At 72.2% G+C, this 26,003-nt stretch carries 20 protein-coding genes, 2 tRNA genes and 1 riboswitch; of the genes, 7 read left to right on the top strand and 15 right to left on the bottom strand.

Annotated elements, in window-relative coordinates; translation table 11 throughout:
• Positions 1-12: 12 nt before the first annotated feature.
• On the bottom strand, positions 13-3,435 hold the full coding sequence (locus tag IQ210_RS12360; protein WP_322656349.1) for a BTAD domain-containing putative transcriptional regulator: 3,423 nt from the start codon (positions 3,433-3,435) through the stop codon (positions 13-15).
• 671 nt (positions 3,436-4,106) lie between these two features.
• A complete protein-coding gene (locus IQ210_RS12355; protein ID WP_194078928.1) occupies positions 4,107-6,206 on the bottom strand; it encodes an asparagine synthase-related protein in 2,100 nt (699 codons plus the stop codon).
• A 683-nt stretch (positions 6,207-6,889) separates the two neighbouring features.
• Between IQ210_RS12355 and IQ210_RS12350 the strand changes: the two genes are divergently transcribed.
• The 4 genes from IQ210_RS12350 to IQ210_RS12335 all read left to right on the top strand — a co-directional run bounded on the left by IQ210_RS12350 (position 6,890) and on the right by IQ210_RS12335 (position 12,084).
• Positions 6,890-8,314: an MFS transporter gene (locus tag IQ210_RS12350; protein ID WP_126272930.1), complete on the top strand. Its 1,425-nt coding sequence runs from the start codon at positions 6,890-6,892 to the stop codon at positions 8,312-8,314.
• Between the two features lie 62 nt (positions 8,315-8,376).
• On the top strand, positions 8,377-9,597 hold the full coding sequence (gene lhgO, locus IQ210_RS12345; protein ID WP_194078927.1) for an L-2-hydroxyglutarate oxidase: 1,221 nt from the start codon (positions 8,377-8,379) through the stop codon (positions 9,595-9,597).
• A gap of 207 nt (positions 9,598-9,804) precedes the next feature.
• Positions 9,805-10,665: a tRNA (guanosine(46)-N7)-methyltransferase TrmB gene (gene trmB / locus IQ210_RS12340; protein ID WP_194078926.1), complete on the top strand. Its 861-nt coding sequence runs from the start codon at positions 9,805-9,807 to the stop codon at positions 10,663-10,665.
• A gap of 84 nt (positions 10,666-10,749) precedes the next feature.
• Positions 10,750-12,084, top strand: a complete 1,335-nt coding sequence (locus IQ210_RS12335; RefSeq protein WP_194078925.1) for a PrsW family intramembrane metalloprotease — start codon at positions 10,750-10,752, stop codon at positions 12,082-12,084.
• Between the two features lie 6 nt (positions 12,085-12,090).
• On the opposite strand, the gene IQ210_RS12330 is transcribed toward IQ210_RS12335, so the two are convergent.
• The 5 genes from IQ210_RS12330 to IQ210_RS12310 all read right to left on the bottom strand — a co-directional run bounded on the left by IQ210_RS12330 (position 12,091) and on the right by IQ210_RS12310 (position 17,364).
• A complete protein-coding gene (locus IQ210_RS12330) occupies positions 12,091-13,035 on the bottom strand; it encodes an aldo/keto reductase (RefSeq protein WP_194078924.1) in 945 nt (314 codons plus the stop codon).
• Positions 13,036-13,177: 142 nt separating this feature from the next.
• Positions 13,178-14,212 carry a M23 family metallopeptidase gene (locus IQ210_RS12325; protein ID WP_194078923.1) on the bottom strand — a complete coding sequence of 345 codons (1,035 nt, stop codon included), beginning with the start codon at positions 14,210-14,212 and terminating at the stop codon, positions 13,178-13,180.
• An 11-nt stretch (positions 14,213-14,223) separates the two neighbouring features.
• Positions 14,224-14,381, bottom strand: a riboswitch (cyclic di-AMP (ydaO/yuaA leader).
• Between the two features lie 323 nt (positions 14,382-14,704).
• Positions 14,705-14,778 (bottom strand) — tRNA-Met (locus tag IQ210_RS12320).
• Positions 14,779-14,853: 75 nt separating this feature from the next.
• Complete coding sequence (locus IQ210_RS12315; protein ID WP_228047464.1) at positions 14,854-16,068, bottom strand: alginate lyase family protein; 1,215 nt, start codon at positions 16,066-16,068, stop codon at positions 14,854-14,856.
• Between the two features lie 168 nt (positions 16,069-16,236).
• Positions 16,237-17,364, bottom strand: coding sequence for a dihydrofolate reductase family protein (locus IQ210_RS12310; RefSeq protein ID WP_194078922.1), 1,128 nt, complete (start codon positions 17,362-17,364; stop codon positions 16,237-16,239).
• Positions 17,365-17,473: 109 nt separating this feature from the next.
• Here IQ210_RS12310 and IQ210_RS12305 point away from each other — a divergent pair, with 109 nt between their 5' ends.
• Complete coding sequence (locus tag IQ210_RS12305) at positions 17,474-17,977, top strand: MarR family winged helix-turn-helix transcriptional regulator (protein ID WP_194078921.1); 504 nt, start codon at positions 17,474-17,476, stop codon at positions 17,975-17,977.
• Positions 17,978-18,101: 124 nt separating this feature from the next.
• Positions 18,102-18,737: a GTP cyclohydrolase II gene (locus IQ210_RS12300; protein WP_194078920.1), complete on the top strand. Its 636-nt coding sequence runs from the start codon at positions 18,102-18,104 to the stop codon at positions 18,735-18,737.
• Here IQ210_RS12300 and IQ210_RS12295 read toward each other — a convergent pair whose 3' ends face one another.
• From IQ210_RS12295 to IQ210_RS12270, 6 genes are all read right to left on the bottom strand, one after another.
• Complete coding sequence (locus IQ210_RS12295) at positions 18,738-19,388, bottom strand: response regulator transcription factor (protein WP_194078919.1); 651 nt, start codon at positions 19,386-19,388, stop codon at positions 18,738-18,740. It abuts the gene before it with no gap.
• On the bottom strand, positions 19,376-20,530 hold the full coding sequence (locus IQ210_RS12290; RefSeq protein WP_194078918.1) for a sensor histidine kinase: 1,155 nt from the start codon (positions 20,528-20,530) through the stop codon (positions 19,376-19,378). The genes IQ210_RS12295 and IQ210_RS12290 overlap by 13 nt, the downstream gene beginning before the upstream one ends.
• Positions 20,531-20,598: 68 nt before the next feature.
• A complete protein-coding gene (locus tag IQ210_RS12285; RefSeq protein ID WP_194078917.1) occupies positions 20,599-21,081 on the bottom strand; it encodes a GNAT family N-acetyltransferase in 483 nt (160 codons plus the stop codon).
• The gene (locus IQ210_RS12280) at positions 21,063-21,788 is read right to left on the bottom strand and encodes a leucine-rich repeat domain-containing protein (protein ID WP_194078916.1); all 726 of its coding nucleotides are present in this window, start codon (positions 21,786-21,788) and stop codon (positions 21,063-21,065) included. The genes IQ210_RS12285 and IQ210_RS12280 overlap by 19 nt, the downstream gene beginning before the upstream one ends.
• Positions 21,785-22,336, bottom strand: coding sequence for an NADPH-dependent FMN reductase (locus tag IQ210_RS12275; RefSeq protein WP_194078915.1), 552 nt, complete (start codon positions 22,334-22,336; stop codon positions 21,785-21,787). Before IQ210_RS12275 ends, IQ210_RS12280 begins: the two co-directional genes overlap by 4 nt.
• Positions 22,337-22,376: 40 nt before the next feature.
• Positions 22,377-23,438 carry an oxygenase MpaB family protein gene (locus tag IQ210_RS12270; protein WP_194078914.1) on the bottom strand — a complete coding sequence of 354 codons (1,062 nt, stop codon included), beginning with the start codon at positions 23,436-23,438 and terminating at the stop codon, positions 22,377-22,379.
• Positions 23,439-23,514: 76 nt separating this feature from the next.
• Here IQ210_RS12270 and IQ210_RS12265 point away from each other — a divergent pair, with 76 nt between their 5' ends.
• Positions 23,515-24,153 carry a TetR/AcrR family transcriptional regulator gene (locus IQ210_RS12265; protein WP_194078913.1) on the top strand — a complete coding sequence of 213 codons (639 nt, stop codon included), beginning with the start codon at positions 23,515-23,517 and terminating at the stop codon, positions 24,151-24,153.
• An 83-nt stretch (positions 24,154-24,236) separates the two neighbouring features.
• On the opposite strand, the gene IQ210_RS12260 is transcribed toward IQ210_RS12265, so the two are convergent.
• Positions 24,237-24,309 (bottom strand) — tRNA-Lys (locus tag IQ210_RS12260).
• Positions 24,310-24,407: 98 nt separating this feature from the next.
• Positions 24,408-25,964: an amino acid permease gene (locus IQ210_RS12255; protein WP_194078912.1), complete on the bottom strand. Its 1,557-nt coding sequence runs from the start codon at positions 25,962-25,964 to the stop codon at positions 24,408-24,410.
• Between the last annotated feature and the right edge of the window lie 39 nt (positions 25,965-26,003).

Raw genomic sequence — 26,003 nt, 5'->3', positions numbered from 1 at the left:
TACGGCCGCGCCTCAGCGGCCGGTGACACCCGCGCGCAGTGCCTCGTCGAGCTCGTCGAGGACGCCGGCCGGGGTGAGGGTGACCCCGCGCGCGTGCTCCGCCTCGTGCCGCGCCGGCCCCAGCCCGGTGCGGGCCGCCGACTCGGCGCGCTCGGCGCGGGCCGCCTCCGGCTGGGAGCGCGCGTCGTCGCCCCGCCAGTGCCCGGCGGCGGCCAGCAGCCTGGCGGCGCGAGGCAGGTCGCCGAGGTCGGCGAGCAGGGCCGCCGTGGCGTCCACGAGCGTCGCCACGATCAGGTCGGCGCACTGCTTGTCCACCGCCTCCCGGACGGTGGCGACCAGCTTCGGCAGCCCGTGCTCCGGGCCCGATTCGGCGACCGTCACCATGGCCTCGACCGAGTTCAGCATCACGATGAACTGCGGCGGCGGGGTGCCCCGCGCCGTCTCCCCGCGGGCCTCCTCCAGCAGCTCGCGCGCGGTGGCGGTGTCCTTGTCGTCCAGCGCGACATGCGCCCGCAGCAGCAGGACGAACGCCCTGCTGTCGCCGACGCTGTACCGGTCCGCGGCCTCGCTCGCCTCCTCCAGGGCCGTGATCGCGGCCGAGCGGTCACCCGCGCGGTAGGCGATCTCGGCGAGGCGGGCGATGAGGAACGGCGTCTCCGTGTACGCCCCGACCTCGTAGGCGAGTTGCAGCGCCTCCTCGTACTCCCCCTTGGCCTCCTCCAGCCTGCCGCGGGCCATCGCCGTCTCCCCCGCCGCGCTGTACACCTGGGCCCGCAGCCAGCGATCGCCGACGCGACGGCTGAGCAGGCGCAGCTCCGCGAGGTCGTCGTCCACGCCCTGCATGCCGCCCGGCGAGTCGACCACCATGTGCGTGCGGAACATCAGGGTGACGCCCAGCTCCCAGTCGCCGCCGTACTTGCGGCAGTTGGCGACCGCGGAGTCCAGGACGCTCCGGGCGTCCACCCGGTCGCCCATGAAGAACGAGGTCAGCGGCCAGACGAGGCCGGGCATCCGGGCCGCCTGCGGGCCACCCTTCTCGAAGTACGCCCGCACCTGGGCGATGTACCGGCCCAGCCGCTCGTCCGGTTCGCGAGTCCGTGCCTCGAGCTCCGAGACGAGGAGGACGTGCAGCATCCGAAGCTCCATGCGGAGCGCGTGCAGCGGGTGGCCGGCCTCGCCGTCCGGGGCGGAGAGCAGGGCCTCTACGGGGTCCATGGCCTCCATGAGCGAGCAGCGGGCCCGGGGATCCGCGGGGAGTGAGGGGGCTGCGACGGGGCCCGCGGTGAGTGAGGGGGCGACGGCTGCGGGGTCCGCGGTGAGTGACGGCGCGGCGGCTGCGGGGTTCGCGGGTGAGGTCGTGTCCAGGGCCGCGCCCAGTCGCAGGATCCGGTCGACCCAGTCGGCGCCCTCGCGGCGGTAGTTGCGCAGCCACCAGAACCAGCCCATGTGCAGGGCGAGGGCGCCCGCCGCCGCCTCGTCCCCGTCCTCCACGGCCCGGTGCAGGGCCGCGCGGATGTTGTCCAGCTCGGTCTCCAGGCGGGAGATCCACGGGAGTTGGCCGACCGAGCGCAGTACGGGCTCGGCCTCCGCGACCAGGGCGCCCGCCCACGCGCGGTGCCGCCGCTCGGCGTCGGCGCGCTGCTCCGGGGCCTCGGCGGCGCGCTCGACGGCGTACTCGTGGATCGTCTCCAGCATGCGGTAGCGCATGGCTCCGCCGCTGTCCGGGGCCTCGGACGGGGCCGCCACGATCAGGGACTTGTCGACGAGCGCCCCGATCAGCTCGGCGGCGGGGCCGGTGCACACGGCCTCCGCGGCGGCGAGGTCCCAGCCGCCCGCGAACACCGACGCCTCGCGCAGCACCGTCCGCTCCCGCTCGTCGAGCAGGTCCCAGGACCAGTCGACGACCGCGCGCAGGGTCTGCTGGCGGGGCAGGACTGTGCGACTGCCGGAGGTGAGGAGGCGGAAGCGGTCGTCGAGGCGGTCGGCGATCTGCCGGGGCGTGAGCAGCCGCAGGCGGGCCGCCGCCAGCTCGATGGCGAGCGGCAGTCCGTCGAGGCGGCGGCAGATCTCCGCCACGGCGGCGGAGTCGCGGAGGACGAGGTCCGCCGCGTCCGGGCGGACGGCCGTCGCGCGCTCCGTGAAGAGCCGGTGGGCCTGGTCGGGGAGGAGGGGCTCGACCGGGCGCACGGACTCGCCGGGGACGCCGAGGGGTTCACGGCTGGTCGCGAGGATCGTGAGCCCCGGGCAGTGGGTGAGGAGGGTTTCGGCGAGGTGGGCCGTCGCCTCGATCACATGTTCGCAGTTGTCAAGGATCAGGAGTTGGCTGCGCGGGGCGCAGTACTCGACGAGCAGGGTGAGCGGGTCCTCCTGCGGGGTGGACAGCTCGGTGGCCATCAGCACGGTCTGCCGCAGACCGAGAGCGCTGACCACCGCGCCAGGCACCGCCTCCGGGCGGTCCAGCGGTGCCAGTTCGACCAGCCACGCCTGCGGCAGCCCGGCGGCGGCTTCCTCGGCGAGACGGGTCTTTCCAGAGCCTCCCGGTCCGGTGAGGGTGACGAGCCGGGCCCTGTGCAATTCGGAACGGATGGCGTCGAGTTCGGGTTCCCGGCCCACGAAAGAGTTGAGGCGCGGACGGATGTTGCCGGTGCGGGTGGGGTGGGACGGTGGCGGGATCGGCCCAGGTGTCGGGGGTGGCGGGACCGGCCCGGCTGTCGGGGGTGGCGGGGCCAGGAGTTCGGCGTGCAGTGCTCGGAGTTCCGGGCCCGGGTCGGTGCCGAGGCCCTCGGACAGGGCGCGGCGGGCCGTCTCGTACGCGGCCAGGGCGTCGGCCGGGCGGCCGGTGTCGCGCAGGGCGCGGACGAGGAGGGCGTGCAGCTTCTCGTCGTACGGATGGGCCGCGGTCAGCTCTGTCAGCTCCGGTACGGCGTCCTGGGCGCGGCCGAGGCGCAGGGACGCCTCCGCGCGGGTTCTGGTCGCCTCCAGGCGGAGCGTCTCCGGGCGGGTCGCGGCGGTGCGGTCGGGGAGGTCGGCGAGGGCCGGGCCGTGCCACAGGGCGAGGGCCTCGTCCAAGGCGCGGGCGGCGGCGCCGGGGTCGCCTGTGCGGAGGGCCTCGGTGCCCTGGTGCACGAGGTGTTCGAAGACGAAGAGGTCGACGTCCGTCCTGGTCGCTTCGAGGCGGTAGCCGCCGGGGGTCGAGACGATCGTCGTCCTGCCGATGGCGCGGCGCAGGCGGCCCACGAGGGCCTGGAGCGCCGCGTTGGCGTCCTGGGGCGGGTCGTCGGCCCAGATGTCGTCGATGAGGGTGTCGGGGGCGAGGGGGTGGCCGGGGCGGAGGGCGAGGGCGGTGAGCAGGGCTCGGACTCGGGGGCCGCCCAGGGGTACGACGGTGCCGTGGTCGTCCTCTGCCTGGGTGACACCCAGAATTCTGTACCGCACCGGGTCATTGTCGCCGGGGAGGCTGTGGGGGGCACGGGGTTTGTGGGCGGTGGGGTGTCTTGTGGCGGGTGGGTGGGGGTCCGCGCCGGGTTGTTTCCTCGCCCCCGCCGCCCCTACCCGTCCCATCCCCAGGGGCTGCCGCCCCTTCGACCCCGCCGTCCCTGGGGGCTGCCGCCCCCAGACCCCCGCTTCGGCCCCTAAAGGGCCTCGTCCTCAAACGCCGGACGGGCTGAGAGATGCAGGCCGGCGCTGAGAGGGTGACGCCCCCTGCGGGTGGGTGGGGGATAGGGATGGTGGATCCCGACCTCGAACGCCGGACGGGCTGAGCGATGCGGACCGGCGCTGACAGGGTCACGCCCCCCGCGGGTGGGTGGGGGACAGGGATGGCGGATCCCGACCTCGAACGCCGGACGGGCTGAGCGATGCGGACCGGCGCTGACAGGGTCACGCCCCCCGCGGGTGGGTGGGGGACAGGGATGGCGGATCCCGACCTCGAACGCCGGACGAGCTGAGCGATGCGGACCGGCGCTCACAGGGTCACGCCCCCCGCGGGTGGGTGGGGGACAGGGATGGCGGATCCCGACCTCGAACGCCGGACGGGCTGAAAGAGGCGGGCCGGCGCTTCAGAGGTGCCGGGCCGGCTGAGGTGTCGGCCCGTATTGGAAGGGGCCCTACCCCCTCCTCGCCGCAGCCCCCGCCCCCAGCGCCCCCCGCTGTGGCGTGATCCCCGCCGGTACCGCACGCGCGCGGGCCGGGGTTCCGGTCCAGCAGGTTCCTCGGCGGGACAGGAGGCGGCGTAGCCAGAGTTCCAGGGAGACCAGGTCGGCCAGGCCGTCCAAGGGGAGTGGTTCGCCCTCTGCCGCTGACCGCAACGCCTTGCGGACCACCCTTGCCTCCACCAAGCCCGCCTCTGCCAGGAGCGGCGTGCCGAAGAGGGACATCAAGGAGTCCGCGGCCACGCGCAGGCCCGTGCGGGCCGCCACCGCCGCCGAGGCGTGGGACGGGGCGCCCCAGCCCGGGGGGAGGTCGGCCACGCCGGCGCCCTGGAGGACAGTGCGCAGGATGGCGGCCCGGGCGCCCGGCTGGACGCGGAGGGCCTCGGGGAGGGCTCGGCAGGCGCGGACGACCTGGTTGTCGAGGAAGGGGGCGTGCAGGCGTTGGAAGCGGATCTCGGCTGCCTGCTCCAGCACCCTCAGGTCCGCCGCGTGCCTCGCCAGTGCCGCACGCGCGCGGTAGTCGCCCGGGCGCTGACCCGGGCCCACCGCCGAGCGGCTCGTCGCACCCTGGAGGCGAACCGATACTTCAGCAAGGGCCTCGCCGGTCAGCCAGCGGGCCGCGGGGCCCGGCCTGGCCCAGGTGAGGGCGGCCAGGGAGGCGCCGACCGCGCCTCCGGGCTCGTCGAAGCGGCGGTCCATCAGGCGGTCGGCCAGTGCCTCCAGGCCGGTGCGGTACGGCGTACGGGACAGGCGGCGCGCCGCGCTGTACACGCGCGCGGGGACCATCACCGAACCGTCCGCCTTCGCGAGGGCCGCGACCGGGCGGACCAGGTGGCGGCGTTTGCGGTCCATCAGGAGGTCGGCGAGCCGGGCCGGGTGGGCGTCCAGGACCTGGCGGGCGCCGTAGCCCGTGAAGTGGTCGGCGCTGCCGGAGGCCAGGCGGGCGCGATGGCGGGCGGCCGTCACCAGGCTCGCGCCGGGCTCGTCCGTCAGCGGGCCGTCCAGGTCGGCGTACGGCAGTGTCTCCTCGCCGCCGGCCACCACCACGTGGTGCAGGCGCGGGTTGGCGGCGAGGTTCCCGGCGCGTTCGAGCTCGGCCTCACGGCCGCCCACGGCCAGGTCGTTGAAGGTGACCGCCAGGAGGCGTTCGCCCGCACCCGTGCCGTGTCCCAGCACCGTGCCCGGCATGCCCGGGAGGCCCGCCGCCAGCAGGGCGAGGGTGCCGGACGCAGGGCCGCCGGAGAGGTCGGCGCCGATCCCCGGTACCGGCATCCCGCGCGCGGCACGGCGTTCGGCGGGCCCCATGCCGGGCACGGGACCCGGGTCGATGTCGGCGCCGGGCACATGCCGAGGAGCCGACAAGCGCGCGCGTACCGCCTCCACCAGCGCGTCCCGTACGGCGTCCACCGCGCTGTCGGGATCGGCCGTGGGCGCCGCCACCGCGAGGGAGGCGACCGGCTCGTACCCGGCGATCTCACGCGCCCCGGCGCGCAGGATCAGCGCGTGCCCCGGCGGAATGCGCCGCACGCCGTCGTAGGGCGTCGAGTCGTGCAGGGCAGCCGGTACGTCGGGAGCCGCCAGCAAGGCCGCCAGATGGCCGAAGTCGAGGTTGGCCTCGATGAGGTCGGCGAGCGGGAGGGCGGCCGTCGCGTACGCCGTACCGCCGGCCCAGGGCGTGTAGAACACCGGTCGGGCGCCCGCGAGATCGCCGCACACCGTGACGCGGCGGCCCACCTGGACGACCGCGGTGTAGCTGCCGGGCCAGTTCGTCAGATGGCGAAGTGCCCCTCCGCGCGCGGCGAACAGGCCGACCCGCAGCTGCTCGTCGCTCGCGCCGCAGGTGCCGAGGACGGCGATGCGGGTCTGGGCGTCGGCCGTCACCACCCGCACCTCGTCGGGGCGCCAGTCGCCGACCGCCCACAGCGGATCGGGGTCTCCCCACAGGAGTTGGGACCCCACCGGGTGCACGGTCTCGCCGTCCGCGCCGGTGGCCCCGGCGGAGCCGATCTCGGCCGCTCCCGCTGCGGTGCTGCTCCACCCCACCAACCACCGCATGGACGCCTCCACAGGCTGTGGACAACCAGTGCACCGTACGAATCGGTTCACCATGCTGCCATGAAGGACGCGCGCCGGAGGGGCGGCGGAGCCGCTTGAGCTCCGCCGGATGCGCCCCCACGCGCGTGCCCGTGAAGAAGCGAACACCCGTACCGGGGAGGGGGTCTGCGACCTGAATGCGCCCCCGATACGCTCCCCCAGAACGCCCTTCGCGCCGCCAACTTCCATGGTGGGAGCGGTAATTGCCTGCGAAATGCGGGGTCGGTTTTCAGCCAAATTGGCGCAGCGGGGACAGGCTCGCGCACGCTCCGTACAGGCTCTGCGCACCGCCTCGACAACGCGCAGTCCGGGGAACGGAGTTCGCCCCCCGGACCGTTCCGCCGCCCGCGGGGATGGAGGCGGCGGAATCCCCCAGCCCACTGGATCCAGTACAGCGGGCCGACCCACGCACGATCCATGGAACCGCTCCCCCGATGGCCGGAGAAGAGCGCACGCACAGGCGCACGGCCACACAGCGGGAGCACGCCACGACGGTGCGTGTGGGGCCCGTACGCGCGTACGGGCCACAATCCCGCCATCCGGAAGAATGCCCCTTAACGCTTGGGATGCGGCGAACTACGCTGGGTTTACGAATGCCGCGTGGTTATGCCAGCGCGGCAGCCGTCTGTGTCGAGGGGTGGCGCATGTCCAGGGAGCAACGCGGGCCGAACGAAAAGCTCGGCGCCGTTCTCGCCCTCGCGGGAATCAGCAACGCAGGACTCGCGCGTCGCGTCAACGATCTTGGCGCTCAACGCGGGTTGACTCTTCGCTACGACAAGACCTCGGTGGCGCGCTGGGTGTCCAAGGGCATGGTGCCGCAAGGCGCTGCGCCGCACCTCATCGCCGCCGCGATCGGCCAGAAGCTCGGCCGCCCGGTGCCGCTCCACGAGATCGGTCTGGCGGACGCGGATCCCGCACCCGAAGTGGGCCTCGCCTTCCCCAGGGACGTCGGACAGGCCGTCCGCAGCGCGACGGAGCTGTACCGGCTCGACCTCGCGGGGCGCCGGGCCGGCTCCGGCGGCATCTGGCAGTCACTGGCCGGATCGTTCGCAGTAAGCGCGTACGCAACGCCCGCCTCACGGTGGCTGATAACCCCGGCCGACAGCTCGGTCGCGCGCGAGGTGAACACCTCCGAGGACTCCGGCGCACCGCTCAAAGTCGGCCACAGCGACGTGCAGAAACTGCGGGAGGCCGCCGAGGACGCCAGGCGCTGGGACTCCAAGTACGGAGGCGGCGACTGGCGTTCGTCCATGGTGCCGGAGTGTTTACGGGTGGAGGCGGCACCGCTGCTGCTCGGCTCCTACTCCGACGAGGTGGGCCGGGCACTCTTCGGTGCCAGCGCCGAACTCACCCGGCTCGCCGGGTGGATGGCCTTCGACACCGGCCAGCAGGAGGCGGCGCAGCGCTACTACATCCAGGCCCTGCGCCTGGCCCGCGCGGCGGCCGACGTGCCCCTCGGGGGCTACGTCCTGGCCTCCATGTCCCTCCAGGCGACCTACCGGGGCTTCGGCGACGAGGGCGTCGACCTCGCCCAGGCCGCCCTGGAACGCAACCGGGGCCTGGCGACCGCCCGGACCATGAGCTTCTTCCGCCTCGTCGAGGCACGCGCGCACGCACGCGCGGGTGACGCGCATGCCGCGGGCGCGGCGCTGCGGGCCGCCGAGGGCTGGCTGGAGCGGGCGCGGGACGGCGACCAGGACCCGTCCTGGCTCGGCTTCTACTCCTACGACCGGTTCGCCGCCGACGCGGCCGAGTGCTACCGCGACCTCAAGGCGCCGCGCCAGGTGCGGCGCTTCACGGAGCAGGCGCTGTCGAAGCCGACGGAGGAGTTCGTGCGCTCGCACGGACTGCGGCTCGTCGTCTCCGCGGTCGCCGAGCTCGAGTCGGGCAATCTCGATGCGGCATGCGAGCAGGGCGTGCGGGCGGTGGAGGTCGCGGGGCGCATCTCGTCGGCCCGCACCACCGAGTACGTGAAGGACCTGCTGCACCGCCTGGAGCCGTACGGCGACGAGCCGCGGGTGGTGGAGCTGCGGGAGCGGGCGAGGCCGCTGCTGATGGCTCCCGCCTAAGCCCGGTCGTGTCCCGCGTTTGAAGGGACTGTCAGTGGCGCAGTGCACTATCGAGGTGGGAGGTGGTGCACGTGCGTTCGGCCGTCGCTTACGACTGTGACGTGCTCGTGGTCGGTGGGGGCATCGTCGGGCTGTCCACGGCGTACGCGATCACGCGTGCCGCGCCCGGTACGCGGGTGACCGTGCTGGAGAAGGAGGCGGGGCCGGCCCGGCATCAGACGGGGCGGAACAGCGGGGTCATCCACAGCGGGATCTACTACCGTCCGGGGTCGCTCAAGGCGCGGTACGCCGTCAAGGGCGCCACGGAGATGGTGAAGTTCTGCGCGGAGTACGGCATCGCCCACGCCGTCACCGGCAAGCTGATCGTCGCGACCGAGCGGGACGAGCTGCCGCGGCTGCACGGCCTGGTGCAGCGTGGCCGGGAGAACGGCATTCCGGTGCGCGAGCTGGGGCCCGCGCAGATCTCCGAGTACGAGCCGGAGGTGGAGGGACTCGCCGCCATACACGTCGGCACGACCGGCGTGTGCGACTTCGTCGGGGTCGCCCGGCAGCTCGCGGCGGCGTCCGGGGCGGAGATCCGGTACGGGGCGCGGGTCGAGCGGATCGACCGGCGCCCGGAGCTCGGCGTCGCCGTGCGCACCACCGCCGGTGACGTGATCCGCGCGCGCGTGCTGGTGAACTGCGCCGGGCTGCACTGCGACGAGGTGGCGCGGCTGGCCGGGGACGACCCGGAGATGCGGATCGTGCCGTTCCGGGGCGAGTACTACGAGCTGGCGCAGCCCGAGCTGGTGCGGGGGCTGGTGTATCCGGTGCCGGACCCGGCGTTCCCGTTCCTCGGGGTGCATCTCACGCGCGGGATCGACGGGGGCGTGCACATCGGGCCGAACGCGGTGCCGGCGCTCGCCCGGGAGGGGTACGGGTGGGGTGTCGTACGGCCTCGGGAGCTGGGTGCGACGCTCGCGTGGCCGGGGTCGTGGCACATCGCGCGGCAGCACTGGCGGTACGGGGCCGGGGAGCTGCGGCGGTCGGTGTCCAAGGCGGCGTTCACGCGGGCGGTGCGGCGGCTGTTGCCTGCGGTGCGGGAGGACGATCTTGTGCCTGCGGCGGCGGGGGTGCGGGCGCAGGCCGTGTTGCGGGACGGGACGCTGGTGGACGACTTCTTGATCAAGGAGGGGGCGCGGACGGTGCATGTGCTGAACGCGCCGTCTCCGGCGGCGACGGCTTCGCTGCCGATCGGGCGGGAGGTGGCGCGGCGGGCGTTGGCGGTGCTGGGCGGGGACTGAGCGGGTGCCCGGGGTGGGGGTCGCCGTAGGGACGTTTTCGCTTGCCCGCGCTAGCGGGGTGCCGCTGCGCCCACCCGTGCCGCCCCAGCGGCACGACTGCCCGCAGCTACGGTGAATGGACGGCTGCCGCTGCTGGGGTGGGTGCAGCCTCCGCGGCACGACTGCCCGCAGCTAAGGGGCGGCCGCACACGTAAAATCGACCCCACTGTGTCTGACTCCCTCAACACCCCCGACGCCCCCCAGCCCGCCGCCACCCCCGGCGAGCCGACCCCGCACGCCCCCGGCGAAGCGTCCGAGCACACCCCCGGTGTCTCCGTCCGGCACACCCGGTCCAAAGGGGAGCCGCGGTTTCCCGATGGGCCCAAGCCTGATCCCGCCGGGTCTCACTTCGAGCGGCGGATTCGGAGTTTTCAGCCGCGGCGGAGTCGGGTGACCGCCGGGCAGGCCGACGCCTTGCAGCGGCTGTGGCCCAAGTGGGGGCTGGACATCGACGGGCGGGGGGTCATCGACCTGGGTGAGCTGTTCGGCAACGACCATCCCGTCGTCCTGGAGATCGGGTTCGGCATGGGTGAGGCCACCGCGCAGATGGCCGCCGCCGACCTCGGCACCAACATCCTCGCCGTCGACGTGCACACCCCCGGCCAGGGCAACCTGCTCAACCTCGCCGACCAGAACGGCCTGCCCAACGTCCGGGTCGGCAACGGCGACGCCATCATCCTGCTGCGCGAGATGCTCGCCCCCGACTCCCTCGACGGGCTGCGCGTCTACTTCCCCGACCCCTGGCCGAAGAAGCGGCACCACAAGCGGCGGCTGATCCAGCCGGAGTTCCTCAGTCTCGCCGCGACCCGCCTCAAGCCGGGCGCGATCGTGCACTGCGCGACCGACTGGGAGCCGTACGCCGAACAGATGCTCGAGGTGCTCACGGCGCACCCGGACTTCGAGAACACCCAGGCCGACGGCGGTTTTGCGCCGCGTCCCGACTACCGGCCGCTGACCCGTTTCGAGGGCCAGGGACTGGACAAGGGACATGTCGTGAACGACCTGTTGTTCCGTCGCGTACAGCGATAGGCAGCGATAGGCAGCATTAGACAAGGCAAGAGAGAACCGAGAGAGACACGCACCGCAGCCACCCCCCTCGTTAAGGTCAATGCCGTGGCCACCTTTCCCCCGTACCCCACGCACCCTCCCACCGGCCCCGCCGGCGGTGCGCTGCGGCACGCGCACTGGTGGCAGAAGAAGTGGGTGCGCTACGGCGCGCTGACCACCCTGCTGGCCCTGTCCGGGCTCGTCATCCTCGCCCTGGTGCGCGAGCAGACCGGCACCGAGGGGTTCCTGGTCGGCCTCGGCCTCGCGATCCTCCCCGTGCCGCTGCTCATAGCCGCGTTCCGCTGGCTGGACCGCGTCGAGCCGGGCCCCTGGCGCAATCTGCTGTTCTGCTTCGCCTGGGGCGCCTGCGCGGCGGCGCTGATAGCGATCGTCGCCAACAGCTTCGCGACGAGATGGATAGCGACCGCGACCGCCGACCCGTCCAGCGCGGACACCCTCGGCGCGACGGTCATAGCGCCGGTCGTGGAGGAGTCCGCCAAGGCCGCCGCCGTACTCCTGGTCTTCCTGTTCCGCAGACGGGACTTCACCGGGATCGTCGACGGCGTGGTGATAGCCGGGGTCACCGCCACCGGCTTCGCGTTCACCGAGAACATCCTCTACCTGGGCACCGCCTTCGGCACCGACCAGCTCACCGGCGACCGCGGCATCGCGTCCGTGACCGCGGCGACGTTCTTCGTGCGCGTCATCATGTCCCCGTTCGCGCACCCCCTGTTCACGGTCCTCACCGGCATCGGCTTCGGCATCGCCGCCCTCTCCGCCGACCGCCACCACCTTCGCCGCGTCCTCCTCCCCCTCTCCGGCCTGCTGCTCGCGATGGGCATGCACGCCGTCTGGAACGGCTCGTCCACCTTCGGGGAGTACGGCTTCTTCGCCGTGTACGCGGCCTTCATGGTCCCCGCGTTCGGGCTGCTGACCTGGCTCGTCATCTGGACCCGGCAGCGCGAGCTGAAGACCGTCCGCGAGGAACTGCCCGCCTACGCCGTCGCCGGCTGGCTCACCCCCGCCGAACCCTTCGCACTCGGCTCGATGCGGGCCCGGCGCATCGCCCGCCAGTACGCCCGCCATCACGCCGGCAGGCCCGCCGCGCGGGCGGTGGCGCAGTACGAGGCGTACGCGACGTCGCTGGCGTTCCTGCGGCACCGGGGGCGCCGTGGCCGCGCCGGCGCCGACTTCGTCGTACGGGAGAGGGAGCTGCTGCACGAGCTGTGGGCCCGGCGGGACGTCGCCCGTCCCGCCCTGGACCACGCGGCCCGGGCGACAGCACCGCCGGTCCCGGTGGTGGCGGCGCCGTGGCCGATGTACGGGGTGTACGGGTACGGGCAGCAGACGGCCCCGTACCCCCAGACGGCGTACCCCGCGTACAACCCCTACCAGTCCTGACGAGGGCTACGCGGACGCTTCCGTCAGCCGCTCCACCTCAGCCTCCGTGAGGGTCACCTCCGCCACCCTGACCAGCGCCGGCAGCTGGTCGACGATCCGCGCCGAGGCGATCGGGGCTGTCACCGTCGGCTGGGCGGCGAGCCAGGCCAGGGCGATCGTGGCGACCGGCACGCGGTGGGCCTCGGCGATGTCGTCGAGGGCGGCGAGGACCTTGCGGCCCCGCTCGGTCTCCAGGTGCTTGCCCGCGCCGGCGGCCCGGGCGCCCTCCACCACCTCGCCGTCGCGGTACTTGCCGGTGAGGAACCCGGAGGCGAGCGCGTAGTAGGGGACGGCGGCGAGGCCGGTGCGCTCCGCCAGGTCCTGGAGCTCACCCTCGTACGTCTCGCGCGAGACCAGGTTGTAGTGCGGCTGGAGCGCCACGTACCGGGCCAGGCCCTCGCGCTCCGAGAAGGCCAGCGACTTCTCCAGCCGCTCGGCCGAGATGTTGGACGCGGCGATGTGCCGCACCTTGCCCGCCTTCACCAGCTCGTCCAGCGCGCCGATGATCTCCTCGACCGGCACCTCGGGCTTGTCGAAGTGGGTGTAGTAGAGGTCGATGTGGTCGGTGCCCAGGCGGCGCAGGGAGGCGTCCGCGGCGGCCTTGATGTTGGCGGCCGTCAGGCCCTGGAACTCCGGGTGCTGGCTGACCTTCGTGGCGATCACGACGTCGTCGCGGTTACCGCGCGCCTTGACCCACCGGCCGATGATGGTCTCGGACTCGCCGCCCGAGTTGCCCTCCACCCAGGCCGAGTAGGAGTCGGCGGTGTCGAGGAAGTTGCCGCCCGCGGCGGCGTAGGCGTCGAGGACGGCGAAGGACTGCGCCTCGTCGGCGGTCCAGCCGAAGACGTTGCCGCCGAGGGAGAGCGGGAAGACCTCGAGGTCGGACGTGCCCAGCTTGCGAAGAGAAGTCATGGTCATGGACAACGCGCGCGTCGGAGGCGGATCTTCCGGACCAGCCGCAAAATCCACGCCAAGAAAGTCCACGGCAAAAACCGGCAGCCCTGACGTCGGGGGGTGAGCGTCAGGACCGCCGGGGTTCAGAAGGCGACGCGCCTCAGGGGTTGAGGCCCTTGCTCCGCAGCCACGCCATCGGGTCGATGCCGGTGTCCGCCCCGCCGGGGTGGACCTCCAGGTGCAGATGGGCGCCGGTCACGTTGCCGGTCGCGCCCACGCGCCCGATGACATCACCGGTGCTGACCTTCTGGCCGACGCTGACGCTGATCGAGGACTGGTGGCAGAACCACAGCTCGGTGCCGTCGTCGAGGGTGAGGATCGTGCGGTAGCCGTAGGAGCCGGCCCAGCCGGCCTCCGTGATGGTGCCGCTGTGGATCGCCTTGATCAGCGTGCCCGTGGGGGCCGCGAAGTCGAGACCGGTGTGGTAGCCGGAGGACCAGAGCGAACCGGCCTGACCGAAGGTCGAGGTGATCGTGTACGAGGAGGTCGGCAGCGTGAACTGCTTGGCGAGCTCGGCGAGGCGCTTGGCCTCGGCCTCCTTCGCGGCCTTCTCCTCGGCGGCCTTCTTCGCCTCGGCGGCGTCGTCGGCGGCCTTCTTCAGCGCGGCGGCCTCGGCCTTGGCGGCCTGCTCGGCGGCCTCGGCCTCGCTGGCGAGCTGGGCCTTGTTGTCGACCTGGTTCTGCTGGCTCTCGGCCTGCGCCATGATCCGGTTGCGCAGCGCCTCACCGGCGTCCGAGCCGCTCTCGGCGGTCTCCGTGGTGCTGGTGGCCAGGCTGCTGAGGGCGGTGGCGGAACCCTTGGGGGCCTCGTCCTCACCGCCGAAGACGCCGCCCACGCTCGGCAGGTCGGGCATCGAGATGGAGACCGGCGGCTTGCCGGTGTTGGCGCTGGCCATGCCGCCCGCGCCGACGGCGGCTATGACACCGACGCCCAGAACCGTGGAGCTGCGGGCGAGTCCCCCGCCGCGCTGCTTGGCCACCCGGTGCTTGCCACGCGCCGGACGGAGGGCGTCCTCGGTGGGATTCCAGACCTCCTGCGGACCCTCGTCGTGGTGGTAGCTGCCGTAGCCGAAGGCATCGGTGCTGCGCTGGCTCGGCACGTACGGGGCCTCGGGGGCAGGCCGGTTTGACGCCACGTGGGCGTGCTCCTTTCCTTCCTTCTCGCCTACCGGGTTAGCTGACGGGTTCGGAGCAGGAAGGTCTCCTACGCGCGTATAACCGCCGTGCTGCCACGGCGACTTACGCGTGATTCACCCCAAGTTGGTGGTTCCCCGGTTCCCTTGCGGGATTCGGCGCGTGCGCACGGAGCCGACTCTTGTGACGGCTGGGACGACCGCGCTGCGTTATCGAACGTTAATAGACCCGGGGTGCGGATTCCAAGCTGTTCCGCTTGATCATTAACCTTTTTCGGCAGGACGTAGGGGTCATGGCCGGTAAAAAACGGGCGAGTTGACCCCACCGACACAGACTCTCAGGCACCTCACAGGTATTGACGGTATGTCAGTTGTTATGCGGAGGGCGCTCATCTGATCACCCGCCGTGACATCGTCAGGGCCGTCGTACAGCGAGCGGCGCACAACGACTCAGGGCCGGAATCCGTTGACTGGATTCCGGCCCTGGGCCTTCAGTAGCGGGGACAGGATTTGAACCTGCGACCTCTGGGTTATGAGCCCAGCGAGCTACCGAGCTGCTCCACCCCGCGTCGGTGAAACCAGCATACGCCATCCGCGGGACCGCTCGCGCCACCTTTACGTCGCCGCAGCTCAGGGGCCGGTTCTCAGCTGGCGGGATTGCCCGCGTGGGTCAGGGTCTCCCAGGAGACGAAGAGGTTGTCGGTGCCGGCCGGGCGGGTCTCCTCGGCGAGCTTGTGGGCGGCCGGGACGGCGATGTCGAGGCGGTTCTCCAGGTGGTTGAGGGCAACCTCCAGGTCCGGCCCCATGTTCCGGTCGACCTTCCCGCCGCACAGCCACACGGGCGCGGACTCCCCCGCCTGGTACCGGGCGTGGAAGGCAAGCGCGCTCTTGAGCCGGTCCTTCACCTCGCCGTACAGGTCGATGCCCTGGTGCCAGGCGGTCTCGGCGATGTGGGCGGTGGCGGCGATGGAGTAGCCGACGTGCTTGAAGTTGCGGCAGGTCTCCTGGGACATGCCGTCCTTGTACGTCTTCTGCCCGAACCAGTACGTCGTGAGCTTCTGCGGGGTGTTGACGGTCGACCCCTTGGGCGTGAGCGGCAGCCTGCCGTCCTTCGCCAGGTAGAAGTAGGCGGGCACGCGCTGCCGGAACCGTTCCAGGGCGTGCTCGAAGGCCTTGCGGTCCTCCAGGAAGACGGCGATCCCGATGGCCGCGTCGGTCATCACGAGGTCCCAGTTGCCGTTGTAGTCGGGGACCTTGCGGGTGACGGTCGGGAGATAGGCCGCCCGCAGCATGGTCTCGAACCGCGCGACCCGGTCCGCCGGCCAGCCCGCGCCGGGACTGTGCCGGACGATCTCCGCGGCCCGCGCCCACGTCGCCCCGGCCCACCCGGTCTGCAACCCGGCGTCCTCCTCGGTGTGCCGCCGCATCCGCGCCGACCAGGCGTCCATGATCTCCCTGGCCTTCACGGCGTGCTGCTGCTTGCCGGTGATCCAGAAGAGCAGGGCCTGGGTGTAGGCGGCGATGGCGTCCTCGCGCTCCTCGACACACCCGTGCGCGGGCCGGTCGGCGTGGTCGCCGCCGGGGCAGTCGACGCTGGCGTACGGCTCGGGCCGGTACTTGTACGCCCCGTACTTGCTGTCCCGCATGTCGAGGTAGGCCTTGAGCCACGGCTGCTTCCCCGCGGTGACGTTCTTCTTCACGGCCTCCAGCTGCGCCTCGCTGACGAGCACGCCGGGGTGGGTGAAGGCGGTGTCCGGGGGGAGGGCGCGGGCCATGGTGCGGGTGTCGGCACCGGTCCCCGCGCAGGCGGTGGCGAGGAGGGGGGCCAGCAGGAGAGCGGCGGTGAGTCGGGGCCTCATAGGGGAAGCGTGGACCGGGAGTTGCCGGGCCGCAGGATCTGTTGGGCCGATCGGTCGGTCGAGGCCACGGCCGCCGCTGCCGCGGCCGGCTGACGCTACGACAGCAGGTACTGGTTACGACAGCAGGTGCTGTACGACAGCAGGTACTGGTACGACAGCAAGTGCGGGTTACGACAGCAAGTGCCGGTTCGGCGCCTTCGCCCGCTCCTCGTACTCCGGCAGTACGACGACGTCGACGCCCTCCGCCGCCAGCAGCCCGTTCCCGTCCGCCGCCGCCACGAACGTGTCCGGCTCCCGCCAGGTCGTCACCACGCGGCGCACCCCGGCGTCGAGGATCAGCCGGGCGCAGGGCGCCGGGCGGGAGGCGCGGCGGGCGCAGGGCTCCAGGCTGCTGTAGACGGTCGCCGACGCCAGCCGGGGATCGTTCGCGTCGATCTTCGCCAGGGCCGCCTCCTCCGCGTGTACGACGGGGTCGTCGCCCTCCCTCGAATACCCGCGGGCGAGTTCCGTGCCGTCGGCGGCGACCACGACCGCGCCGACGCTGAACGCGGTCCGCGAGGGCGGGCAGAGCGTCGCCAGTTCGCAGGCGAGGCGGAGCCAGTGGTGGTCGGCGGGTGTGGCGCGCGGGCCGGTGCCGGGGGCCGTGGGTTCGTAGCGCATGAGGACCACGTCCTCGATCTGCCGGGTTTCCGTCAGTCGCAGGCGTCCGCCCTGGTAGCCGCCGGGGCCGAAGAGGCGGGGGGCCTCCGGGGTGCCGACGAACAACGGGGCCAGGACCAGCTGGAGTTCGTCGGCGAGGCCCAGTTGGAGGAGCTGGGTGTGGATACGGCCGCCGCCCTCGACCATGAGGCGGTCCACGCCGCGGGCGGCGAGGTCGGCCAGGAGGCGGTGCCAGTCGAGGTCGGGGCCGAGGGGGACTACGTCGGCGGCGAGGCCGTGCGCCTCGGCGCGCTCGGCGCCCTTGTCCGTCGTATAGAGGAGCTTGTCGCCGCCCGTGTGCCAGAACTTCGCCTCCGGGTCCAGGTCGCCCGAGCCGCTGACCGTGACCTTCAGGGGGTACTCCGGCTTGCCCGCCGCCACCCGGGCCGCGCGGCGCTCGGCGGAGTTCACCAGCAGGCGCGGGTTGTCGGCGCGGATGGTGCCGGCGCCGATCAGGATCGCGTCGACGGAGGCGCGGACCTCGTCGACGCGGTCGAAGTCGGCCGGGGAGGAGAGCAGGAGCCGGTCGGGGCCGGTGTCGTCGAGGTAGCCGTCGAGGGAGACGGCGGCGGAGAGGAGGACGTACGGGTGGGGCATCGGCGCGGTCCCTCTCGCTGAGATGTGCTGGCGCGTGGCTGTGACGTGCTGGGGCGTGCTGTGACGTGCAGCTCTTGGTTCAAGTTTGAAGCAAACCTACACTGGGGGCATGACGACCCGCTGGCTCACCCCCGAGGAGCAGCGCGCCTGGCGCGCGTACATCGCCGCGGCGCACCTCCTGGAGGACGCGATCGACCGGCAGCTCCAGCAGGACGCCGGCATGCCGCACCTGTACTACTCCATCCTCTCCACTCTCTCCGAGGCGCCGGAGCGGAGGCTGCGGATGACCGATCTCGCCGAGGGGCTGAAGATCACGCGTCCGCGGCTGACGTACGCCGTGACCCGGCTGGAGAAGGACGGGCTGGTCGGGCGGGAGAGCTGTCGCTGGGACAAGCGCGGCAGCATCGCCGTACTGACCGACGAGGGCATGGCGGAGGTGGAGCGGGCGGCGCCCGGACATGTCGAGACGGTCCGCTCCGCCCTCTTCGACCGGCTCAGCCCGGAGCAGGTGGGTCAGTTGGAGGAGATCTCGCGGGCGATCGCGGACGGGCTCCAGGAGGACACGGGGGACGAGGTTCCGTGGCGGCGGCGGTCGTCGCCGTCCTGTTCGTGACGAGCGCCATATATCCGCGAGCGCCATAAATCTGTTGCTTCAAATTTAAAGCATGGGGTAGGGTCTCGACCTGTAGATCTGCTTCAAATCTGAAGCAGATATGTCTACGGACCGGAGTACCCGCATGACCGACATCCCCGCCGCAACCCAGCGCTCCCGTGTCCGCGTGCCCCTGCGCTTCGGTGACGGCTACCGCGTCGACTCCGAGCTGGTCACCTTCCACGGACTGGTCGACGGCCAGGAACACCTGGCGGTCGTCCTCGGTGAGCCGGGCCCGAACCCGCTGGTCCGGCTGCACTCCGAGTGCCTCACCGGTGACGTCTTCGGCTCCGCCCGCTGCGACTGCGGCCCGCAGCTGCGCGAGGCGGTCGAGCGCATCGCCGAGCGCGGCGGCGTGCTGCTGTACCTCCGTCAGGAGGGCCGCGGCATCGGTCTCTACAACAAGCTCGACGCGTACGCCCTCCAGGACCAGGGCCTCGACACCTACGCCGCGAACACCGCGCTGGGCCTGCCCGAGGACGACCGTGACTACACGGCGGCCGCGCAGATGCTGAAGGCCCTGGGCATCGAGTCGCTGGACCTGCTGTCCAACAACCCCGACAAGGCGGGCCAGTTGCGCGACCTCGGCATCGACGTCCGCGATCGCGTCCCCACCGGCGTCTTCACCACCGCCCACAACGTCCGCTATCTGCGGGCGAAGGTGCTCCAGACGCAGCACACGCTGCCGCTGGGCGAGCTCACCGAGTTGAGCGTCGGATAACTACTTGGGCGTGTGCGCCAGGTAGGCCAGGACGGCCAGCACCCGGCGGTGGCCGCTGTCGCTCGGGGGCAGGCCGAGCTTCAGGAAGACGTTGCCGATGTGCTTGTGGACGGCGCGTTCGGTGACGACGAGAGTCTTCGCGATGGTCGCGTTGTCGTGGCCCTCGGCCATGAGCGCGAGGGTCTCGCGCTCGCGCGGGGTGAGGGAGTCCAGCGGGCTGTCCTTGCGGCGGGTGAGGAGTTCGGTGACGACCTCGGGGTCCAGGGCGGTGCCGCCGGCGGCGACCCGTTCCAGCGCGTCGAGGAACTCGTCGACCCGGCCCACCCGGTCCTTGAGGAGATAACCGACCCCGCTGGTGCCGCCGGAGAGCAGTTCGGCGGCGTACGACTCCTCGACGTACTGCGAGAGCACGAGGACCGGAAGGCCGGGCAGCTGCTGCCTGGCCTCCAGAGCGGCCCGCAGCCCCTCGTCCCGGAATCCCGGCGGCATGCGCACGTCCAACACGGCGACATCCGGCCGGTGTTCGAGGAGGGCGGGCATGATCTCCGGCCCGGTCCCGGCGACGGCCACCACCTCGTGCCCGGCGGACGTCAGCAGCAGGACCAGGCCCTCCCGCAGCAGGGCGTTGTCCTCGGCGATCACCACACGCACGGCAGCTCCACTTCGATCACGGTCGGCCCCCCGACGGGGCTCGACACGTCCACGGTCCCGTCCAGCGCGGCCACCCTTCGCCGCATGCCCAGCAACCCCGAGCCGCCGCTCTCCTCGGCACCGCCCCGACCCTCGACATCGCTCACCCGCACCCGCAGTCCGCGCCGGGTCCGGGTCAGCCGTACCTCGGCGCGGGGCGAGCCACTGTATTTGGCGGCGTTGGTGAGGGACTCGGCGACCACGAAGTAGGCGGCGGCCTCGACGGCGGCGGGCGCGCGCACCCCTTCGTCCAGCCCCTCGTCCTCGATGCTCACGCGCAGCCCGCTGCTCGCCGCGAGGGCCCGTACGGCACCGACCAGACCCCGGTCGCTGAGGATCGGCGGGTGGATGCCGCGGACGACCTGGCGCAGCTCGGTCAGCGCCTGCTCGGCCTGGTCCTGGGCCTCGTCCAGGAGCTTGCGGGCGGCCTCGGGGTCACGGTCGTAGGCCCGTTTCGCCAGCCCGATCCGCATCGACAGGGCGACCAGGCGGGCCTGGGCGCCGTCGTGCAGGTCGCGTTCGATACGGCGGAGTTCGGCACCGTGCGCGGCGATCGCGTCGGCGCGGGTCGCGGCCAGCTCCTCGACCCGGCGGGCCAGCACGGCCTTCGGGGACGGCTTGAGCAGCGCGGTCGACCAGTCGGCCTCCAGGTCGGCGATCCGCACGATGAGCGGCAGGACGACCGGCTGCCGCCGCAGCAGGCCGCTCCACACGCCGTCCACGACGAGCCCGATCGGCCACAGCGGGAGGGCGAGGAAGACCAGGGCGCCGTACAGGTAGTACGCGACCATCCAGCGGAAGTCGGTGAGCGTGCCGGGGTCGTGCACGGCGGTCCGGAAGCGCTCGCGGGTCGTGCCGGTGAGGGGCTGGTAGGCCTCGGGAATCCGTACGCCGGTCCACGCGGCCGTCGTCTTCCGCTTGGCGCCCGCGATCCGCCGGATCAGCAGCACCGTCTCGGGCAGCAGCCAGGCCCCGACCAGCGCGAGGGTGCCCACGGCGGTGATCAGCAGCACACAGACGAAGATCCACACGCCGAAGGCCATCGCCGCGGCGAGCAGTAGATGCCCCGTCGCCCGCACGGCCCGCCGCATGGTCTTTCCCATGCGGGAAGGCTAGGTCACGGGGGTGCGGGACGGCGGTCGAGCGGGCTCCCCTGTCGGGGTGTAGCGGGCTACACCTCCAGCTCTTTCTCCATCAGCACGGTGTCGATCCACCGGCCGTGCTTGGGTCCTACGGCGGTCAGCCGGCCGGCGTCGGTGAAGCCGAAGCGGCGGTGGAGGGCGAGGGAGGCGGCCGCGGCGTCGCTGTCCGCGACCACGGCGATCATCCTCCGCTTCCCGGCCAGGGCCGCCGCCTCGATCAGCGCGCCCAGCAGGGCACTGCCCAGCCCCTTCCCGGTGGCGTCCGGGGCGAGATAGATCGAGTTCTCCACGGTGAACCGGTAGGCGGGCCGGGGTCGCCACGCGGTCGCGTACGCGTACCCGGCGACCGTCCCGGAAACCTCGGCGACGAGGAACGGCAGCCCCGCCTCGGCGAGTTCACGGCGCCGCTGCTCCCGCTCCGCGGCCGAGCACGCCGGTCGCCGTGGCCGTGGCCGTGTCCATGTCCGAGTTCGTCTCCGTCTCCTTGCGCCGGTTACGCCAGGACCACGCACCCCCGCCGCTCCAGCTCGGCCACGAGCGGCGACGAGGTGTCCACGGCGTTCCACCGCAGGTCCAGCTTCTCCAGTGCGGGCAGGTCGGTGAGCCAGTCCGGCAGGTGGGTGAGGTGATTGCTGCGCAGGTCCAGGTGGCGCAGGAGGGGGAGGCCGGCGAGGGCGTCCGGGAGGTCGGTGAGGGCGTTGTCCCGCAGCTCCAGGTGGCGCAGCTCGCGCAGGCCGGCGACGGACGGGGGCAGGCCGGTGAGCCGGTTGCCGCGGAGCCAGAGTTCGCGCAGGGCGGGGAGGTCACCGATGCCGTCCGGCAGGGTGGTGAGCAGGTTGTGCTGGGCCCGGAGTTCGACGAGCCCGGTCATCCGGCCGACGGCGTCCGGGAGTTCGGCGAGCTTGTTCTCGCCGACGTTGAGATAGCGCAGCCGGGTGAGGTCGCCGAGGGCGCCGGGGAGTTCGGTGAGGTCGTTGTCGTGCAGGTAGAGGAAGCCGGAGAGGCCGGTCAGGGCGCCGAGTTCGGGCGGCACCGAGGTGAGGTGGTTGTGGCCGAGGTCGAGCGTGGTCAGGCGGTGGAGGCGGCCGATGGCGGGCGGGAGGTGCGTGAGGCCGTTGTCGGCGAGGATCAGCACCTGGAGTTCGGTGCGCTGCCAGACCGAGTCGGGGACGTGGCCGAGCTGCCGGCGCCAGAGATTGAGGACGTGCGGTGCCGTCATGCCCGCGCCTCCGCCGCCGCGGCCAGCATCCGGAGGGTCTCCCCGATCCGGCGGCGGAACTCCGGGTCGGTGACGGTCCCGTCCGCGCCGAGCATCCCCCGGTCCACGGGAAGTTTCACGCAGGCCGACTCCACGATCCCGGCGCCGGTGTAGCCGAGCACCGTCCGCAGGGTGGCCTCCGCGCCTCCCCCGCGTCCCTTGGCGGCCGCGTTCACCCAGGCGGCCGGCTTGTCGCTGATCTCGGTGCCGCCGACCGTCCAGTCGAGCAGGTTCTTGAACGAGCCCGGCAGCGTCCCCGCGTACTCCGGTGTGCAGATCAGGAGCCCGGCCGCCGAGTCGATCGCCTCCCTCAGCGCGGTCACGGGCGTGGGCAGCGGGTCGGTGTCGTCGTCGGGGTTGAAGTGCGGAAGGCCGGCGAGACCGTCGTACAACACCGCCCGTACTCCCACCGCCGGCGCCACGGCCTCGGCGGTGCGCAGTACGGCCTCGTTGGTGGAGCCGGAGCGCAGGCTCCCCGACAGCAGCAGGATCACCGGTGACGTCGACATGGGCCCAACCTACGTCGCCGCCACAGGTGTTGGACTCGCGTTACCCGAGCGGGCCGAGGATCTCCTGGGACTCGATGAGGCCCTGGTCGCTGGGGGCCTTGCCGTCCTCGAAGACGCGGGCGGCCTGTCGGGCGCGGAAGTCGAGGTGGGCCTCGGCGGGCCTGGGGTAGCCGTGGCGGGCGCGGGCCTCGGCGGGCGTCAGCACTTCCTGTGTGCGGGGCGGGATGCCGAGTTTCATCGGCGCGATCACCGGGACCGTGGAGGGCGAGAGGCGTCCTATCAGGAGCAGTTCGAGCCGGGGGCTGAGATGGGCGAGCGCGAAGGCCGTCTTCATGACGGGCACGATGAGGGTGTCGAGGAGGCGTGACTGCCGGATGCCGGCCAGCTCGCGCATCCAGCGCGGCAGGGTGGCGATCGTGGCGATCCGCTGCGCCCGCGCGACGACCAGGCTCGCGGGCTTCGCCCACCACGGCGTCGGCGGCAGCACGAGCTCGGTCCTCAGCAGGTGGTTCATGGCCTGCCGGGCGATCGGGCTGGCGGACAGCCGCGGGCGCATCTCCGCGAAGTACGCCCGGACGCCGTCCCGGCTGCGAGGGACGTCATCGGGCGAGCAGGTCTGGAGCTCGGCGGCGAGGGCGCATGCCTCCCAGTACTCCGTCTCCTCCTGCTCGGTGAGCTTGCCGGGGCCGTACTTCTCGTACGCGTAGAGGATCGAGTGCCAGCCGGTCAGCTGGATCCACAGCTGGGAGGCGGGGTCGTTGGCGTCGTAGGTGCCGCCGCCGTACGGCAGCTCGCCGATCGCCTTGGAGTGGACCTTGACCAGCACGTCCGCGGCCTTGCAGACCTCACGGGTGCCGGCGAACGCCACCATCGCGAAGTACCGCAGGGTGCGGTCGTAACGGGTGCGGGCGCGCCGGTAGATGCCCTGGGTCGCGTGCACGGCGGCGACGAGCGGCGGGTCGAGTTCCTCGACGACCACGGCGCGCTGGAAGCCGACCGTCGGGGCGGTCGGATAGCTCCAGACCTTCCACACGACCGAGCCGGGCCCGAAGAAGCCGTAGTCCTCGTGCGGTGCGACGTCACCGCGCCTCAGCCTGGCCATGGGCCACTCCTCACTTACGACACTGGTGTCGTAAATTAAGACACGGCTGTCGTAAACTGCCAAGGTGTCAGCGCCCATGACTTCCGAGGACAAGCCCCGCAAGCGCCGCCCCTACGCCCCGCGCGTCCCGATCGAGCAGCGCCGCGAGCAACTGCTGGACGCGGCCCTCGCCGTGATCGTGAGCGAGGGGTACGACCGGATCTCCATCGACGCGATCGCGAAGCGGGCCGGTGTCGCCCGGTCCGTGGTCTACGGCGCCTACGACAACCTCGACACCCTGCTGACCGCGCTGCTCGACCGCCAGCAGGCGCGCGCCTACGACAGCCTGCTCGCCACGCTGCCCGACTCCACGGACTCCTCCGACCCGGCCACGTTCGCCGCGGAGACGGTCCACCGCATGTCCGCGATGCTCCATCAGGACCCGGACACCTGGCGGCTGATCCTGTCCCCACCCGGCAACATGCCGACGGTGGTCCGCGACCGCATCGAGGCGGACCGGGAGCGGTTCCGGCGCCTGGTCGAGGCGTGGCTGGCCCGAACCCTGGCCGACCGCGACGGCCCCGACCTCGACGCCCGCATCCTCGCCCACGCCCTGGTCGCCTGCGCCGAACACTTCGGCCGCATTGCCCTCACCGCCCCCGGCACCTTCGACCCCGCGCACCTGATCGACCAGGTACGGCTGATCCTGGGCACCCTCTGGCCACGGACGCGCTGACCCCGAGAACGAGACGGACGCGCTGACCCCGAGAACAAGTCGGCGCCCGAACCGACCGAAGCCGGCTCGGGCGCCACGCCCCGTAGGCCCTGTGGGACTCGAACCCACAACCAATGGATTAAAAGTCCACTGCTCTGCCAATTGAGCTAAGGGCCCAGGCGATGTTGCCTCCCCGAGCATAGCCGGACGCGGCCGTCTCTCCGATCGGGTATCGGGGACACGGCCGCGCCGCGGTCGGGGACCGGCCGCAAAGATCACGGATCGACCGGTTCGGGGGCACCCTTGCGGGCCGCTTCCCGCGCCCGCGTCCGCTCGTGGTCGGGGTTGAGGAACCAGTGCCGGGCCGAGGCCAGCCACCAGGTCGCCGCGAAGCCGAGGACCGCGAGGACGGCCACCGGCGCGTAGTTGAAGGTCTCCCAGGTGACCGGCGAGACCTGCGGCAGCATGAACAGGACCGTGATCACGCCGACCCACACCACCGACACCACGCCGATCGCCCGGGACCAGCGGCCCAGATGCCACGGCCCGCGCTCGAACTCCTCGCCCTTGCGCAGCCGCAGCAGCGTCGGGATGACGTACGCGATGTAGAGGCCGATGACGGCGATCGACGTCACCGCCGCGTACGCCGTCACATTGATCAGGTACGGCAGGCCCAGGACCAGCGCGCCGCCCGCCGCCAGCCACACCGCCGCGACCGGCGTCCGGGTGCGCGGGCTGACGGTGTGCCAGACGTGCGAGAAGGGCAGCGCGCCGTCCCGCGAGAAGGCGTAGATCATGCGGCTGTTGGCGGTCACGGACGCCATCCCGCAGAACAGCTGCGCCCCGATGACGACGAGCAGCAGCAGCTTGCCGGAGGTCGCGCCCAGGGCGTCCAGCAGGATCTGGGCGGGCGGCGCCCCCGTCGAGGAGTTCAGGGCACCGTCGTAGGACTGGATGGCGAAGGTGAAGCCGAGCAGCAGTACGAAACCGGCGATCCACGACGTCCAGATCGACCGCACGATCCCCTTCGGGCCGGCCGTCGAGGCGTCGTGGGTCTCCTCGGTCATGTGGGCGGAGGCGTCGTACCCGGTGAAGGTGTACTGGGCCATGAGCAGGCCGAGCGCGACCACGTACACGCCGCTGCCCCAGCCCGTGTTGTTCACGAACTCGCCGAACACGAAGGACGCCGACTGGTGGTGGTCGGGGGCGAAGGTGAGCGCCCCGACGATGACCGCGACACCGAGCACGTGCCACCACACGCTCACGCTGTTCAGCAGGGCCACGATCCGCACGCCGAAGGTGTTCAGCAGGCCGTGCAGGACGAGGATCGCCGCGAAGAGCAGCGTGGTCCGGCCCGGGGTCACCTCGAAGTCGAACTGGAGGTTCAGGTACGCGCCGAGGAAGGACGCGGCCCCGAAGTCGATGCCGGCGGTCACGGCGACCTGCCCGAGCACGTTGAACCAGCCCGTGAACCACGCCCACGCGGCCGCCGTCCGGGGCGGGGCCAGCCGATGGGCCCAGAAGTACAGCCCCGCGGAGGTCGGGTACGCCGAACAGATCTCGGCCATCGACAACCCGACGAACAACGTCATCAGCCCGACCGCGACCCAGCCCCAGGTGATCACCGCGGGGCCGCCGGTGTTCATGCCGAACAGATACAGCGTCAGACAGCCCGACAGGACCGAGATGATCGTGAAGGAGACCGCGTAGTTGGAGAACGCCGACATACGGCGGGCCAGGACCTGCGTGTAACCGAGCTGGGCCAGCCGTTCCTCGTCCGACAGGCCGTTCGGCCCCTTGGACGGCCCGCTCGCTATCGCGTCATCTGTCATGCCCCCAGCAATTCCCTCACCGGGGGCGTGACACACGTC

Origin of the sequence: Streptomyces justiciae (genome assembly GCF_015163075.1) — a bacterium.
GTDB lineage: Bacteria > Actinomycetota > Actinomycetes > Streptomycetales > Streptomycetaceae > Streptomyces > Streptomyces justiciae.
Note: the sequence above shows the minus strand (reverse complement) of the source record. Positions and strands in the feature narration are given on the sequence as shown.